Raw genomic sequence first — 14729 nt, forward strand, 5'->3', positions numbered from 1 at the left:
CGGCTCGCCAGGAGCGGAAATCTCACCGTTTGACGGCCGCAACCAGTGCCGGGTCGGTGATCTTGAAGTGCTTGGCCAGGGCTCGATCGCGGGCCGCGGGGTCGTCAGGCGACTTGGCGAGGTCGGCGTAGAAGGCGTTCAGGCGGGGAAGCCCGTACGTCGTGACGAGGTGCTCGACGATCAGCCAGCTGACGCCGTAGCTCTGTTCGTCGTAGTCGCCGTGGAAGACGCCGTCGATCGGCAGCACCTTGAGCTTCGGCAAGCCCTCGCGGCGGATCGTGCGGCGGTAGTCGGCGAGCCATTGCGTGTGGCCCTGCTCGGCGGTCAGCTTCATCTCGACGTACTCGGCGAAGCCCTCGACCAGCCACGTCGGCGCGCCGTGGCCGAGCGGCGACATCGCGGCGTGGGTGAACTCGTGCGCCAGCAGGAAACGGTCGGCGTCGGAGCGTTCGCTCGGGTGGATCACGATCCTGCTCCCGGTGACCTTGAACTGGGTCGCCTCGGGGTTGATCGGCGCGTAGTTCTGGACCGCGACGGCGGCTGCCGGGTGGCCGCCGGTCTGCCACGTGGCGTCGAAGGCGCGACCGTCGCCCAGGGCAACGATCAGGATCCCGGCCTGCGCCCGCCGCGTCGCTGTCCGTACGGCGGGAGTAGCGATCCGGGCCTCGCGCAACAACCGCCGCCCGTTCGCGCGTTCGGCCGGCGGCACGATCACCAGTACGCCGGGCCCGCGGACCACGTCGAGCGGGCCGAGGTCCCAGGGCTCACGGGTCTTGCCGCGATCGGCCTCAGTGGCCAGGTCGTCGTCGTCCACCAGCAACCACCGACCGTTGCGCTCGGCAAAGGTGTACCCAGCCGGCACGTAGCGCGCCGAGGTGTCGATCCCGTTGACCTGGACCAGCATCATGACCCGGAAGGCGTACGCCTTCGCGCCGTGCTGGGCCTGCGGTTCGGGCACCCAACCCGCCTCGCGGCGATAGGTCAGCGAACGCAGCCCGATCTTGCGCAGGTTCGTGTACTGCAACTGGTGCCGCGCCCGCAGCTTGGCGTTGCGCGGGTCGAGCTGCCCCAGAAAGGCTGGCAGCTTCCCACCGACCACCGCCGCCGCACGCGCCTTCAGCAACGCGTCGACCTGCGCGAGCATGCGGGCGTCGGTGTCGTCGACCGGAGCAGGCGACACAACAGTCGGCGTCGACGACGTGACGGCGCGCTCGTCCGGCCGTCGTACAGCCCAAGTCACCGCCGAAACCGCAACCGCCAGTACGACGACGCCAGCCGTCCACAGCACCCGTCGCCGGGTCCTGAAATCCCCACCCATGTGTTGTCTCCCCAGCCCACCCCACCCAATCCGCAAAGGCTACAGGTGGCATCAGTTCGTCAACGGGTGACACCGGTCAGGACGCGATGACGGTGTTGCCGCGGTCGCGGATCTCGTCGAAGCAGCCTTCCCTCAAGCCTGGCCGGACGCCGGCCCGGCTTCAGTTGCCGGCGGCGGATTCGCTGGTTGCCTGCCCGGCAGGCCACGGACCGGCGAGCAGAGGAGCTCGATCAGCTGGAAGAGAAGCGTCAATGCGGCGAGGACAAGCGTGACGTAGAGCAGTAGCGCAAGTGCGACGCCCACGATCAGGCCCGCTTTCCACAGGCGCCACCAGAGGACCGCCAGGAGGACCGGAAGAATCAGCGCGGCTAGAGCCCCGTGCCAAAACTCCGTCTGCCACGGTCGATCCCCCATGAACGATTCGCGCAGGTCGCCGATAATCGGCAGGTCATGAGGCGTGACGTCGCCTACGACTGGTATGCGCCGGTCACCTAGGACAGGCAGGGTTACGTGGCGCCAATCCAGGAAGTCGAGACTCGAGAGGATGCCGAGCATGACTATGTACAGCAGCGAGCCGTAGGCAGCCAGCCGGTAGTACGCATTCTTGAGGTGATTCGGTTCGACACTGCCCAGCCGACCAGCTTCTTCTCCGACCAGTGCTTTCGTCCAGGCACCCGCCTTGATGGTTGCCAAGGTGACGGCGGCCCACATGATCCAGCGACGTGGCGCGCTGGTGCCCAGGTCCGCCATGGCGTCACGGAAGATCTCGTCAGCTTGCATCCGCGTCACCGACCGGCCGTCCCTACTCAGGTAGGACTGCGACTCATCCGCGTTGAAAACCAGGCCGTCGTGGACCAGCGCAGCCGGCAGATGCGAACCGGTCCGTGGAATCAGCCAGGTGAAGAGGGTCGGCACTGATGTCAGGTCGGTGCGAAATGTCTCGCCGTCGGCCGGCACCGACACAGTGATCTCGTCATTGCCATCGATCCGGGCGCGGTAGGTAATCCTCTGAGTAAGCTTGAACATCTCCTTCGGCCGCTCCCAGGTGAACCAGAGAAATCGGTGGCCCGCCTTTTCCTCGGTACGTTCCAGCACCACCTTCATCTTGCTGATCGGATCCCAGATCGGTTCGTTGTCGCCAATGGGTCCGCCGTCGAAGAAGCGCTCAGGCTCCCTATGAATCGGCATGAGTTCCACCAGCTTCCCGCAGCATCGCCGGCTTCATGTCGAACCGGAGCCGATTCCCGCAAGGGCAGCTACGACAACGCCGAGAATCAAGCAGATTGCTCCGATCGCCAACACCGGCCCAGCAGAAATTGGGGGCCTTGGCACTCGTTGCTGAAAAATCGAGAACAGTTGCTCTTCGGCAGACCTGGCCTTCTGGAGCAGAAGCGCCGAGGGATGCTCCTTCGTGGCCAGGTCGTTCAATGCCTCAGCCGCTGCCTGGACAGCCATGGCGGTGCCTCGGATCACCCAATAGATCACGCCACCCGACGCGAGGGTGAGTGCTCCTGTGAGCGCTGCCGCGCTCTGGGCGGCACCCTGCTGGGCGGCATCGATGGTTCCCGACGCGAGACCCCACAGTTTGGAGGTCGACCACAGGCCGAAGGCGCCCAGCACACTCGACGCGATCCCGTACAACCAGAGCGCCGTCGTCAGCGGGCTTTGCTCTTTGGTAGCGGTTGCGAAGGCGCGCGCTTCCGTCGCGAGATCACCCGCACTTCGCGCCAACCCTTCGTGGATCGCCAAGGCCTTTGCCCGTGCTTCCAACTGGATGGCGATGACAATCCTGTCGACGAAACCCAGCGTTCTCGACTCGAGAACAATCTCCTTCCACAAGTCCATGACCTGATGATGCGGCGACTCGATCGCCGTCCGATCGACAATAGGCATCCTTTGTCTCCCCCCTGATCAAAGCCATCCCGCGAACGCCTGCCCGACCCCCCGGGCATCGACTTTCGCGCAGCGTGCAGCTATCGAGCTACTCGCATGCAACCGCCCCGCGCATGTCAGCAACCCCGACACGCGACTCGCTTTCTCCCCTACCCCCCGACCGTACGCGCAACTCTGCGTCACGAACAGTGCTGAAACGCGCGGGTCCTTGCGGCGCCCGAGGCTCAACCAACATCACGGACGGTGGCGGATGCCCTGCAGAACCGGTCGACATGCTTCGATGGCAGCTCCCCTCGTTTCCAAGGGGTGATCATGAGAAGTTCGCCAACCTGGCGGCCGCGCGCCGGGCAAGCGAGTTGGCGTAGCCGCCGAAATCGCCATCGCCGATCATTCGATGCAGTTTGTTACGGGTGCCCGGACAGGGATCGATCACCGGGCACCGGATGCTTCGTGGCGAGGAGGGCTCGTACCGGGACCTGCTCGATGTACGGCCGATGGGGATGGAGCACTTCCCGGAGTTCCGCTGCGATCTGTGGACGCTCCTTGGGGGAGGGGAGGCGGTCGACCGGTAGTGCGCTGTAGACGCCGCCGAGTAGGTGGTCGAAGTCGAGCTCGTCGGCATAGTCGAGCTCGACCTGGCTGACCTCGAAGCCGTTGGCTGTCAGGCTCTGGCGATAGCGCTGTTGCGTTGCGTTGTCGGTGCCGCAGCTGTTGGCTGGACGTGCGCCGAACCAGTTGGACAGCCATTCGCGTAACGCCCGTGACCAGTCCGAGTCCTGCAGCCACAGCGGGATGCCGTTGGCCACGACCATGACACCGCCTCCAGGACGCAGGAGCGGACCGACCGCGGCGAACAGCGCCTCATGGTCCATCCAGTGCAGTGCTTGTCCGATCGTCACAGCACCGACCGACTGTTCAGCCACCAGCGATCGCAGGAGCGGAAGGTCGGAGTCGCTGCCGACCATCCATGCCACATTCGTGACGCCCTGGTCCTGGGCGGCTGAGCGGGCGTGGGCCAGCATGTCTGGTTCGGGATCGACCCCGATCACGGCCCGAACGTGCGGGGCGATCGGTGTCGCCAGTTGCCCCGTACCACAACCGAGATCGATCACGAGATCGTCGCTGTTCAACGAGAACGCATCGACGCACGCGCCGATCAACCCTGACGGATAACCGCGGCGGTATCGGTGGTACAGATCAGCAACCTCGCCGCCAAACCCCAGATCCATCGTCTCAGAATGCCTCCTCACGTCGAGGAGCTGACAGGGCTTCTGCCACCGGCATAACGCCTGTCGGCCGTTCTTGAAACTGACCCTTCCACCACCGGGCCGGCACTGAGCGATGGAGCTGCGCCGGCTTCGAACGCGCGACATGGGATCCCGCGAGGTTGAGGGCCCACGGAGCAGTTAGCGTCGGTCCATGACGATCTGGCGGTCGGCCGATACCTGGCGGCGAGTGGCACAGAAGCAGTTGCGGCGTAGTCAGGCCGCCGTCGCGACGCAGAACTGGCGGGTCGCCACGGTCGCCAACCAGCGTGCGCAGGTGGCGATCGAGCGTGCTGACGCGGCGTCGGAGTTGACGTCGAAGGACGAGCAGGTGCTGGCGTCGTTGCACTACGACTTGACCGAGATCCACAGCGTCGGCGGTCATCTGTACGCCGCGTTGGTGCAGGCGGAGAAGGCCTGGCAGCTCTACCACCGGCTCGACCCGACCAGTGGTGATCCGGCGAAGGTGAACAACACCCTCGGCGGCGGGGACGAGCAGGCCGTTGCGCACGCGGCGGACGCGCTGGTGCGGCTCGCCCGGCTCAGGGCGATGCGGCTTGTGCAATCGCGGCAGGTGGCCGATGAGTACAGCCGGTCCTCCGGTCACTACCAGCCGATCGGCGGCCAGCCATTGAGTCCGGCCGATGTCCAGGAGCAGGCCTGGGTTCGCGAGCACGCCGACCTGGCCGTCACCGTCTACGAACGGCTGACGCGGATCAGCGCCCGGTACGGCGAACCGGACCTCGCCCGGGTCCGCAGCGGCCGCGACCGGGCCCTTGCCGCGTTGCGCGAACTCTGAGCTACGACGCCCCGGCGTACTCCAGAAGATCGTCGGCCCTCAGGTCTCTCCATCACGCCCTCGATCTTGATACTTGCCTGTGGCAATCGCTACAAGCCACGGCCGGGGCTCGAGAGGTCGAGCTGATCGTCGGTACGCCGCTGGACATCACACCTAGCGGAGCCCGGCTTCGTACGCGGCGATCACGAGATGGACCCGGTCGCGAGCGCCCATCTTCGCCAGGATGCGGGCCACGTGGGTCTTGGCGGTCAGCGGGCTGACGACCAGGTCGTTCGCGATCTCCTGGTTGCTTCGGCCCGCGGCGATGAGCCGAAGCACCTCGCGTTCGCGCGCCGTCAGGCTGGCCAACCGCTCAGGCGCAGGGGCGTCTGGGCGACCCAGCGCACGGGTGATGACCGCCCTGGTCGCGCCGGGCGACAAGAGCGCTTCCCCGGCCGCGACGGTGCGGATGGCGGCCAGCAACGCGTCCGGACGGGTGTCCTTGGGCAGGAATCCACACGCCCCCGCGCGAAGGCCGCGCAGCACGTTGGTGTCGGTCTCGAACGTGGTCAGGATCAACACCTTGCTGCCGCTCGATCCATCGTCAGCGATGATCTGCCGGGTCGCCTCGATGCCGTCGGTGCTCGGCATCCTGATGTCCATCAGGACGACGTCGGGGCGCAGGTCCCGGGTCAGCGTCACCGCCTCGTCGCCGGTGCCGGCCTCCCCGACGGTCTCCATGTCGTCAGCGGAGTTGACCAGCAGCGCGAACGCGCCGCGTACCAGAGTCTGGTCGTCGGCGAGCAGGACCCGAATCATGACGGCACCCGCCAGATCTCCGGCAGCGGCAGGCTGGCTCGTACTTCGAATCCTCCGGACTCGCCCGGGCCGGCGGACAGTTCGCCGCCGACGGCCTGTGCTCGCCCTGTCATCCCGGCGATCCCGAAGCCGGCCGGTGTCACGGTTGACTCCGGTCGCGCGGGTCCGTGATCGATGACCGCGATCCGCAGCCGGTGGCCGTTCTGGTCGAGTCGGACGGTCGCGTGCGTGGCCGTCGAGTGTCGAATGACATTGGTGAGTGACTCCTGGATGATCCGGTAGGCCACGACGGACACCGTCGACGGTAACTCGTCCGGGAGCCCGTCAGCCTCCACGTCGACCCGGACATCAGCCGCCTCGCCCATCTCCACCAGACGTTGCAGCTCACCGAGGTGGGGCGCCGGCTCGGTCGGCTCGGCCTCGCCACCATGCAGCACGTCCAGAACGGCACGCAGCTCGCGGAGTGTGGCCCGGCTCGTGTCCGACAGGTTGTGCAGCGTGCTGGACAGCTCCTGCAGCGACGTATCCCCGCCCCTCGGCAGCTGGTCGATCAGGTGCGCAGCGACGGACGCCTGGACGTTCGCGACCGCGAGGCCGTGCGCCAGTACGTCGTGCAGCTCGGCAGCGATCAGGACCCGCTCCTCGGCGACCCGCCGCTCGACCTCGTCGGCACGCTCCTGCTCGACCTTCGCGGTGACGGCGGCCTTCCAGTTTTCACGGAATCGGACAGCCAGCCCGGCAAAGAAGGCCATGAACAGCCAGCCGACGCCGAGCAGAGCATCGCTAGGTGCCCCCGACGTCTCGTCGGCCAGGACCGGCACGGTCACCGCGGCCACCGCCAGCAGGGCGGCGGCGGCCCGTCGCCGTGGCTCGCTGTACCGCGCCACGGTGAACGCCGCCACCAGTGAGGCCGGCATCGTGGCCTCGTGGGGATAGTCGAGGATGTGGTACGGCGTCGACACGGCGAGGACCGCGAGTACGACGAGGATCGGCGAGCGCCGGCGTGCCAGCAACGGCGCCGACATCGCGCCCAGGAGCGCGATCGCCCACAGATCCACGCTTCGCTCGCCGTCGAAATCCACCGCCTCGAGCGTGATCGCGACGACGACGCCGAGCACGAACGCCGCCGCCGCCAGCAGCCGATCGGCTACTGGCGGACGGAGCGCCATCATCTTTCACACAGTGTCATCGACACAGTCCTGTCCCGTGCGCCAGAGCTTGCTGGGCCACCAGATCCGCGAACCCAGCGACATCGTCAGTGCGGGAACCACGATGGACCGCACCAGCAAGGTGTCGATGAGCACGCCGACGGCGACCAGTATCCCAATCTCGACGAGCATGACGAGCGGCAGCGTGGCGAGCACCGCGAACGTCGCCGCGAGCACGACGCCGGCCGAGGTGATCACGCCGCCGGTCACCGCGAGGCCACGCTTGGTGCCCTCGACAGTGCCGTGCCGGGCGGCTTCCTCACGGACCCGGGTCATCAAGAAGATGTTGTAGTCGACCCCGAGTGCGACCAGGAAAAGGAAGCCGATCAGGGGTACCGACGGCTCCAGCCCGGCGAAACCGAGCACCTGGTCGAACAACAGGTTGCACAGTCCGAGGGCTCCGAAGAACGACACCACGACGGTGGCGACCAGGACCAGCGGAGCCACGATCGCCCGCAGCAGTAGCCCGAGGATGGCGAGCACCACCAGCAGGATCAGCGGCATCACCAGATTGCGGTCGCTCTTGCTGGTCTCGGCCTCGTCAAGCCTTTCGGCACTCGGCCCACCAACCAGCACGGCCTCACCGGCGACCTCGTGCACGCGCTCCCGCAGCCGCTTGATCGTTGCCGTCTCACCCGCACTTTCCGGCGAGTCGACCGGGATCACGGAGATCTCCACCCAGCGGTCACTGGCCCGGCCGATCTCGGCTTCGGCAACCCCCGGCGTACTTTCGACGGCGGCAAGGACCTCGCGGCTCTGGGCCGGCCGACTCATCACGGTGAGCGGCTGACCGCTCTGGTCGGGGTAGCGCGCCTCGATGAGCTTCGCCCCGGCCACCGACTCCGGTGTCGAACGGGCGAACTGGTCCAGCTGCGGAAGCGAGCCACTGGCACCGAGTGTGCCCAGCGCGAGACCGCCCAGGATCACCAGCGGCACCGCCCAGCTGACGACGCGGCGGCGAGCAACCAACTCGCCAAGCCGAGCCCACCGAGAACCAGCTGCGTGCGCCTCAACCCCGACTCGCGGCACGAACGGCCAAAAGACCCGGCGCCCGAGCACGACCAGCAGGGCCGGAAAGAGTGTCAACATGACGAGCAGCGTGGATCCGATGCCCGCCGCACCCACTGGGCCCAGACCGCTGGTGCTGTTGAGATCCGCAGCCAACAGGCACAACAGGCCGGCTACCACCGTCATCGCCGAAGCGAGGATTGCCGGGCCGGCCCCACGCAGCGCCGCCAGCATCGCGTCGATCGGCCGCTCGTGGTGGTGCAGCTCCTCGCGGTAACGAGACACGAGAAGCAAGGCGTAGTCGGTGCCCGCGCCGAAGACTAGGACGATCAGCAACGCCGAGCTCATGCTCGTCACGGTGAAGTCGAAGATCTGCGTGAGTGCGTAAACAACCCCCATCGACATGATCGCCGCGACCCCGACCGCCGTGAGCGGGACCAGCCACAGCAGCGGACTGCGGTACGTCAGGATCAGCAGGACCGCCACTACTACGGCAGTAGCGAGCAGCAACGTCGAGTCGACGGCATCGAAGACCTCGTCCATGTCGGACCCCAGCGCGGTCGGACCGGTGACATAGGCGTTCAGACCGTCCGGTCGGTCGGCGAGAAGGCCACGCGCATCCGCGGTGGCGCCGGCCTTCTCGTCGATCGCCTCGCGATCGAGCGGCAGCGCGTACATCACGGCCGTGCCGTCCTCGGAGTCGACGATCTGAGGCGGTACGGCGGTGTCGTTGCCGAATCGCTTCGCCAGCTCGGCCTGGCCGCGTACGACCGCCTCCCGATCGCCCGGTCGGAGGCCGCCGGGTCGTTCGTACGCGACCACGAGCAGGCCGTTCTCGCCGCCGGGCAACTCGGCTTCGGCCAGGAGCACCTTGGTCGACTGGGCGCTGGCCGGCAGGTAGTCGGCCTGGCCATCGCGGGTCACCGAGTCGAGCTTGCCGGCGAGTGAGTAGCCGCCCACCACCATCCCGATCCACACAGCCAGCATGAACCACGGCAGCACGGTCTTGGTCCGTGATCTCTTCGGTCTGGTATCGGCGCCGGTGTGGTCGGGCGCCCGTAGTTGGGAAGTCATGGTGATCACGCTGTCAAGCCGACGAGCCTGACGCGTCTGGCCACGGCAGACACTTCGCCGTACTCCGCACGGAGTACGACGAACGGCCGGGGCAGGTTACGGCTGGGAGGAGTTGCGGAGGATTAGCTCTGGAGTGAAGGTGATTTCTCGGTGGGGGGAGTCGGGGCTGTCGGCGCGTTCTGTGAGGAGTTGGGCGGCTGCGGTGCCTATTTCGTACGCCGGTTGGCGGATGGTGGTGAGGGGGACCACTGCCAGTTGGGCGTCGGTGATGTCGTCGTAGCCGACGATCGCCAGGTCGCCGGGGACTGACCAGCCGGTTCGGATGAGGGTGTTGACGATGGCTATTGCGATGAGGTCGTTGCCGCAGAGGACTGCGGTGGGGCGGGGGTGCAGGGCCATGATCTCGGCGGCTAGTTCGCTGCGTTCTCGGGCGCTGCGGCCGGTGGCGTCTACGCGGTGCAGGACCGCGCCGGAGCCGTGCTGTTCGATGGCGGCTAGCGCGCCCTGGTAGCGGGCCTGGATGACTAGCTCGCCGCCTGGGCCGCCGGCGAAGAGGACCTGGCGGTGGCCTTGTTCCAGGACGTGTTGCATGGCGAGCTTGCCGCCTAGGTGGTGGTCGAAGGTGACTCGCGACGTGGTCATCGCCATGCCCTCGCCGCCGACCACGACGATCGGCGTACCGACTGACTCCAGGTCGCCGAGGTCGGGCGGCATCGATGCGGTTGCGGAGATGATCAGGCCGCCGACGCGCATCTCTGCCAGGCTGCGGATGTAGAGCGCCTGGCGCTCGGAGTCGCCGGCGGTGTCGCAGTACACGAGGACGTCGCCGCGGCTGCGGGCCACGTCCTCGACGCCGCGGGCGATCTCGGTGAAGAAGGGGTTGCCCGCGTCGGGGACCAGCAGCCCGACGGTGTGGGTGCGGTTGCCGCGCAGGGTCCGGACCGCGCGGTTGGGGACGAAGCGGGTCACGTCGATCGCCCGTTCGATCCGCGCGCGGGCGTCGGGGGAGACCGTCCGGGTGCCGTTGATGTAGTTCGACACGGTGCCGAGCGAGACGCCGGCCAGGGCCGCCACGTCCTTGATGGTCACGTTCTTCGCCACTACCACCCCGTACGTCGACCTGCCCGGCAACCGTTCCATCCTAGTGCCCGAAGACGTCCCGGATCATTTCCAGGAACCCGTACCGGTGATGGGTGTCCGGCAGCAGCGCCGACCCCTCGGTCCACTCGTTCCAAGCGTTGACGGTGACGATCGGGTACGGCGGCTGGTGCCGTTCGAGAAACGCCTTCGCTTGCAGGAGGCCTTCCCGGAAGTCCGAAGGAGTCGGGTCCCAGACCGGTGTCCACGGGTAGCCGCCGCGGTCGAAGGGCAGCGACTGGTCGGTGCGCGGAGAGGCGTCCCAGCCCACCGTCACGTTCGGGTAGAACGGGACGTCGAGCTCCGCGGCGTACTTCTCGTACTCGGCGAACGCCGTCTCCCGCAACGGTGCGATGTCGGCGACCGGGAAGTCGAAGTCGTTCGCGTCGGCGTGATGGATCCACACGTACGACGTGGCGCTGCGAAACCCCAACGCCCGCACGAGTTCCCGCGGATCGCTCACCGTGATCGCGGCCGGCAGGACACCGATGCCCCAGACAACGGCATCGCAGTGGATCCCCGGATGACCGGCCCGTTGCGTCTCCTGCTCGAACCACCGCAGCGCGTCGGCGGCCGCCTCCACGCCGCCGAGTCCGGTGATCAGGTTGCCGAGCTCGTAGATCGAGAACCAGGGCCTGCCCTCGACGGTGAGGTAGTTCGGCCGGGAGAAGTAGTTGTCGATGACGTGCCGGGCCATCTTCTCGAACGCGGCGCGATCGATCGCCCCTCGCTTGAGCTGCCGAGGCGTGCCGAGCGCGGGATCGCCGTGCGGGAAGATGTCGAGCAGCTCGTGGTTGGCCCACATCAGGGCGAACTCGACGTCGTCGCTGTTGGCCGCGGACAGCAGCCCTTCGTCCAGGGCGCCCTGCAGGTACGGCCCGTCGTCGTACCAGTAGTAGTCGACCAGGAAGCCGTCGACGCCGTACTGCCGGGCGAGGTCGATCTGTGCTTCGGCCGCGTCGGCCGCCGACTCGTCGACGTAGCCGTCCAGCGGGACCCTTGGTTGCCGATGGCCCTCGAAGCGGGGTGCCGCCGAGCGCAGCAGCTCCCACTCGTCCCAGTCGGCGCCGAACCACCGCGCGTTGCGGGGATCGCGGTGCCACCCGGGGAAGTAGTAGGCGAGGACCTTCGGCCTGTCCATCGATCACGCTCCCAGCAGAGCATCGGGTTGAAATATTTCAAGGCTCACCCTAGGTGGCCCGCCGGAGCGCTGTCCAGGGTCGTTGGCCGTCATCGGACAGGCCTTCTTCGAGGTCTTGACGTCACTGGGAGGCGTCCATAACATCCGCTTGTTGAAACATTTCAACAAGCCCAAGGGAGAGTCCATGCGCTCGCGACGTACCCAGCTGGCCCTCGGCATCCTCGCCGCGTCCCTCGTGGTGACCGGCTGCTCGACGGGTGACCAGGAAGGGTCGTCGGACTCCGCCGGTACGACGGCGTCCACGGCCACTCACACCGCGGCGGAGGTCGCGGCTGCCACCGGGACCTACCAGGTCAAACCGTTGTTCGCGGTCCCGAAGACGCTGCCGAAGAAGTACCGGCTGGCGTTCCTGAACCCGGGCCTGAGCTACCCGTTCTTCGCGACCTGGTCGGACGGGATGAAGGACGCGGCCAAGTACTACGGCGTCGACCTCGACGAGGCCGACCTGAACTTCAAGTACGACACCCAGCTCGACCAGTACAAGCAGCTCGCGGTGAAGCTGCCGGACGTCGTCGGCTCGCAGCCGATGAACGACGCAACCTACAACCAGGCCCGGCAGGACGACGTCCGCCTGGTCCTGGTCGACGGTTCGTTCAAGGACGTGCCGAGCTTCGGCGTCGACGACCAGCAGGTCGGGGCGCTGGCGGTGGACACCATGAAGGCCGCCGCGAAGGCCAAGATGAGCGGAGCCTGGAAGGGTAAGAAGGTCATGGTGGCCGGGCTCACCTCGCCGAACTGCGGACCGTGCGACGCCCGGGTGAAGGCCGCGTTCACCCGCGCCGGCACCGAACTGGGGATCCCGGCCGCGAACACCGTCATGCTCACCCCGCAGGGCCAGGACCCGACCACCTCGGCCGGGGCCACGTTCAACGACTTCCTCACCGCTCACCCGGACGACGCCGTACTGATCGTCTCGTACGGCGACGAGCCGGTCGTCGGCGCGATCAACGCCGCCAAGGCGGCCAACCGCGACGGCGACGTCCTTGCCGTCAGCAACGGTGGAGACAGCGCCGCTCGGTTGGCGCTGCGCGACCGCAGCAACGCCGGGGTCCTGGTCGCCGCCGTCGACTTCCAGCCGTACGCCGAGGGCTGGAACTGGGTCGAGGCCGCGATCGCGACCGCGATGGGCAAGCCGTTCGAGAAGTTCGCCGTCGGCCGCGTGCTGACCGCGGCCAACGTCGACCAGTTCTACCCGGAAGACAAGACCAAATGACGACGGACACCACTGCGAAGACCGACCTGCTCCGCGTGCTGAACCCACGCCGCTCGGCCCCTGAGTCCGGCCGATCCGGGCAGCGCCGGGTCTCCGACCGTCTGCTCGACCTCGGCATCTACGTCGCCCTGATCGCCTTGGTCATCTACTTCGCCCAGGCCTCGCCGTACTTCCTGACCCAGCGCAACCTGCTGAACGTGGGCGCCGCGGCGGCGGTCACCGGCGTCCTCGCCGCCGGGATGACGATCGCACTGATCGCCGGTCAGCTCGACCTCACGGTCGGGGCGAACATCGCGCTGACCAGCGTCGTCGTGTCGCTTGCGATCGAGAGCCTGGGCTGGAGTACGCCGGCCGCCGTACTCCTCGGACTGGCGGTCGGCGTCGGGATCGGCCTGGCGAACAGCGTGCTCGTGGTCGGTGTCGGCATCAACTCGATCCTCGCCACGCTGGCGATGGGCATCGTTTTGCGCGGCGTCGCCCTGATCAGCACCGGCGGCCAGACCAAGCCGCTGACCGACCTGGCCCTGCCCGAGTTCATGCAGCTCCGGCCGCTCGGCGTACCGACGACAGTGTGGATCCTGATGACGGTGTTCGTCGTGTGCTGGGTGGTCCTCACCTTCACCCCGGTGGGCTGGCACATCTACGGCGTCGGCGGGAACCCGAGCGCCGCCCTGCGCGCCGGCATCAGGACGAAGTGGCTGTACGCCGGGGTGTTCGTCACCACCGGAGTCCTGGCGGCGATCGGCGGCATCATCACCACCGGGACGTCCAGCAGCGGCGGGCCCAACTACGCCAACGGCGCGGAGTTCGACGTACTGACAGCGGTCCTGCTCGGCGGGATCGGGCTGGCCGGCGGGTCCGGGCGGATCCAGCGCACCCTCGCCGGCGTCCTGCTGATCGGCGTTCTGAACAACGGGCTGACGCTGCTGTCGGTCAGCTCCTACTACCAGCAACTCGCCCGCGGCGCGGTGTTCGTTCTCGCCGTCGTCCTCGGCGCGATGGGCGAACGGCGGAGGGCCCGATGACCCAGACATCCACGGAACCGCTCCTCAGCGCACACGGTGTCGGCAAGCTGTTCGGTCACGTCCGGGCGCTCGAGCAGGTGTCGTTCGACCTGCGCCCCGGCGAGGTGCTCGCGGTCCTGGGGGACAACGGCGCGGGCAAGAGCACACTGATCAAGATCCTCTCCGGCGTCTACGACCTGACCGAGGGCGAACTGCGGGTCCGCGGCAACCAAGTGGTGTTCGGCAATCCGGCGGACGCGGCGGCCGCCGGGATCGCGACGGTCTACCAGGACCTGGCGCTGGTCGACACCCGGGACGTCGCCGCGAACCTGTTCCTGGGCAGGGAGTTCCGTCGCGGGCCGTTCGTCGACCGGCGGCGGATCTACCGCGAGGCCGAGCGGATCCTGGCCGGCCTCACCATTCAGCTCCCGTCGGTCCGGGTCCCGATCTACCTGTTGTCCGGTGGGCAGCGGCAGGCCGTCGCGATCGCCCGCGTCCTGATCGGCGGCGCCGACATCGTGATCATGGACGAACCCACCGCCGCCCTCGGCGTCCAGGAGTCCGAACGGGTCCTGCGCCTGGTCCGCGATCTGCGGGACGCGGGCAAGGCCGTCATCCTGATCAGCCACAACCTCCAGCAGGTGTGGCAGACCGCCGACCGGATCATGGTCATGCACCTGGGCCGGGTGGCCGGCATCCGCCGCCGTACCGACAGCTCGGTCGAGGAGATCGTCAAGCTGATCGTGTACGGCGAAACGCCCGCAACCGACGCTGTCGAAGGGATCTGACATGCCCTCGTTGTCGCGCCGCC

The 14729-nt window shown here is 67.6% G+C and carries 13 protein-coding genes; 4 read left to right on the plus strand and 9 right to left on the minus strand.

The annotated features are described in order from the left end of the window. Nucleotides 1–22: 22 nt before the first annotated feature. The 4 genes from ACYVIO_RS12425 to ACYVIO_RS12440 form a co-directional block, all read right to left on the minus strand. A complete protein-coding gene (locus ACYVIO_RS12425; RefSeq protein WP_460650854.1) occupies nucleotides 23–1318 on the minus strand; it encodes a gluzincin family metallopeptidase in 1296 nt (431 codons plus the stop codon). 132 nt (nucleotides 1319–1450) lie between these two features. Further along, complete coding sequence (locus ACYVIO_RS12430; RefSeq protein WP_460652083.1) at nucleotides 1451–2506, minus strand: DUF1353 domain-containing protein; 1056 nt, start codon at nucleotides 2504–2506, stop codon at nucleotides 1451–1453. 33 nt (nucleotides 2507–2539) lie between these two features. Then, complete coding sequence (locus ACYVIO_RS12435) at nucleotides 2540–3211, minus strand: hypothetical protein (RefSeq protein ID WP_460650855.1); 672 nt, start codon at nucleotides 3209–3211, stop codon at nucleotides 2540–2542. Nucleotides 3212–3615: 404 nt separating this feature from the next. Continuing rightward, entirely contained in the window at nucleotides 3616–4584 is a 969-nt protein-coding gene (locus ACYVIO_RS12440) for a class I SAM-dependent methyltransferase (protein WP_460650856.1), read from the minus strand. Nucleotides 4585–4630: 46 nt separating this feature from the next. Between ACYVIO_RS12440 and ACYVIO_RS12445 the strand changes: the two genes are divergently transcribed. Next, nucleotides 4631–5275, plus strand: coding sequence for a hypothetical protein (locus tag ACYVIO_RS12445; RefSeq protein WP_460650857.1), 645 nt, complete (start codon nucleotides 4631–4633; stop codon nucleotides 5273–5275). 153 nt (nucleotides 5276–5428) lie between these two features. Here ACYVIO_RS12445 and ACYVIO_RS12450 read toward each other — a convergent pair whose 3' ends face one another. The 5 genes from ACYVIO_RS12450 to ACYVIO_RS12470 all read right to left on the minus strand — a co-directional run bounded on the left by ACYVIO_RS12450 (nucleotide 5429) and on the right by ACYVIO_RS12470 (nucleotide 11641). Beyond that, on the minus strand, nucleotides 5429–6073 hold the full coding sequence (locus ACYVIO_RS12450; RefSeq protein ID WP_460650858.1) for a response regulator: 645 nt from the start codon (nucleotides 6071–6073) through the stop codon (nucleotides 5429–5431). Next, nucleotides 6070–7245: a sensor histidine kinase gene (locus ACYVIO_RS12455; RefSeq protein WP_460650859.1), complete on the minus strand. Its 1176-nt coding sequence runs from the start codon at nucleotides 7243–7245 to the stop codon at nucleotides 6070–6072. Before ACYVIO_RS12455 ends, ACYVIO_RS12450 begins: the two co-directional genes overlap by 4 nt. Nucleotides 7246–7248: 3 nt before the next feature. Beyond that, nucleotides 7249–9363, minus strand: a complete 2115-nt coding sequence (locus ACYVIO_RS12460) for an MMPL family transporter (RefSeq protein WP_460650860.1) — start codon at nucleotides 9361–9363, stop codon at nucleotides 7249–7251. A 96-nt stretch (nucleotides 9364–9459) separates the two neighbouring features. Beyond that, nucleotides 9460–10503 (minus strand): LacI family DNA-binding transcriptional regulator, encoded by a 1044-nt coding sequence (locus tag ACYVIO_RS12465; protein WP_460650861.1) that lies wholly within the window; start codon nucleotides 10501–10503, stop codon nucleotides 9460–9462. Nucleotide 10504: 1 nt separating this feature from the next. Continuing rightward, nucleotides 10505–11641, minus strand: a complete 1137-nt coding sequence (locus tag ACYVIO_RS12470) for a glycoside hydrolase family 99-like domain-containing protein (RefSeq protein WP_460650862.1) — start codon at nucleotides 11639–11641, stop codon at nucleotides 10505–10507. A 184-nt stretch (nucleotides 11642–11825) separates the two neighbouring features. Here ACYVIO_RS12470 and ACYVIO_RS12475 point away from each other — a divergent pair, with 184 nt between their 5' ends. Genes ACYVIO_RS12475 through ACYVIO_RS12485 form a run of 3 tightly spaced genes read left to right on the plus strand, consistent with a single transcriptional unit; the run spans nucleotide 11826 to nucleotide 14706 of the window. Next, the gene (locus ACYVIO_RS12475; protein WP_460650863.1) at nucleotides 11826–12914 is read left to right on the plus strand and encodes a sugar ABC transporter substrate-binding protein; all 1089 of its coding nucleotides are present in this window, start codon (nucleotides 11826–11828) and stop codon (nucleotides 12912–12914) included. After that, nucleotides 12911–13939: an ABC transporter permease gene (locus ACYVIO_RS12480; RefSeq protein WP_460650864.1), complete on the plus strand. Its 1029-nt coding sequence runs from the start codon at nucleotides 12911–12913 to the stop codon at nucleotides 13937–13939. The genes ACYVIO_RS12475 and ACYVIO_RS12480 overlap by 4 nt, the downstream gene beginning before the upstream one ends. Next, nucleotides 13936–14706, plus strand: coding sequence for an ATP-binding cassette domain-containing protein (locus ACYVIO_RS12485; RefSeq protein ID WP_460650865.1), 771 nt, complete (start codon nucleotides 13936–13938; stop codon nucleotides 14704–14706). Before ACYVIO_RS12480 ends, ACYVIO_RS12485 begins: the two co-directional genes overlap by 4 nt. Nucleotides 14707–14729: the final 23 nt, after the last annotated feature.

Source organism: Kribbella endophytica, from assembly GCF_054781295.1.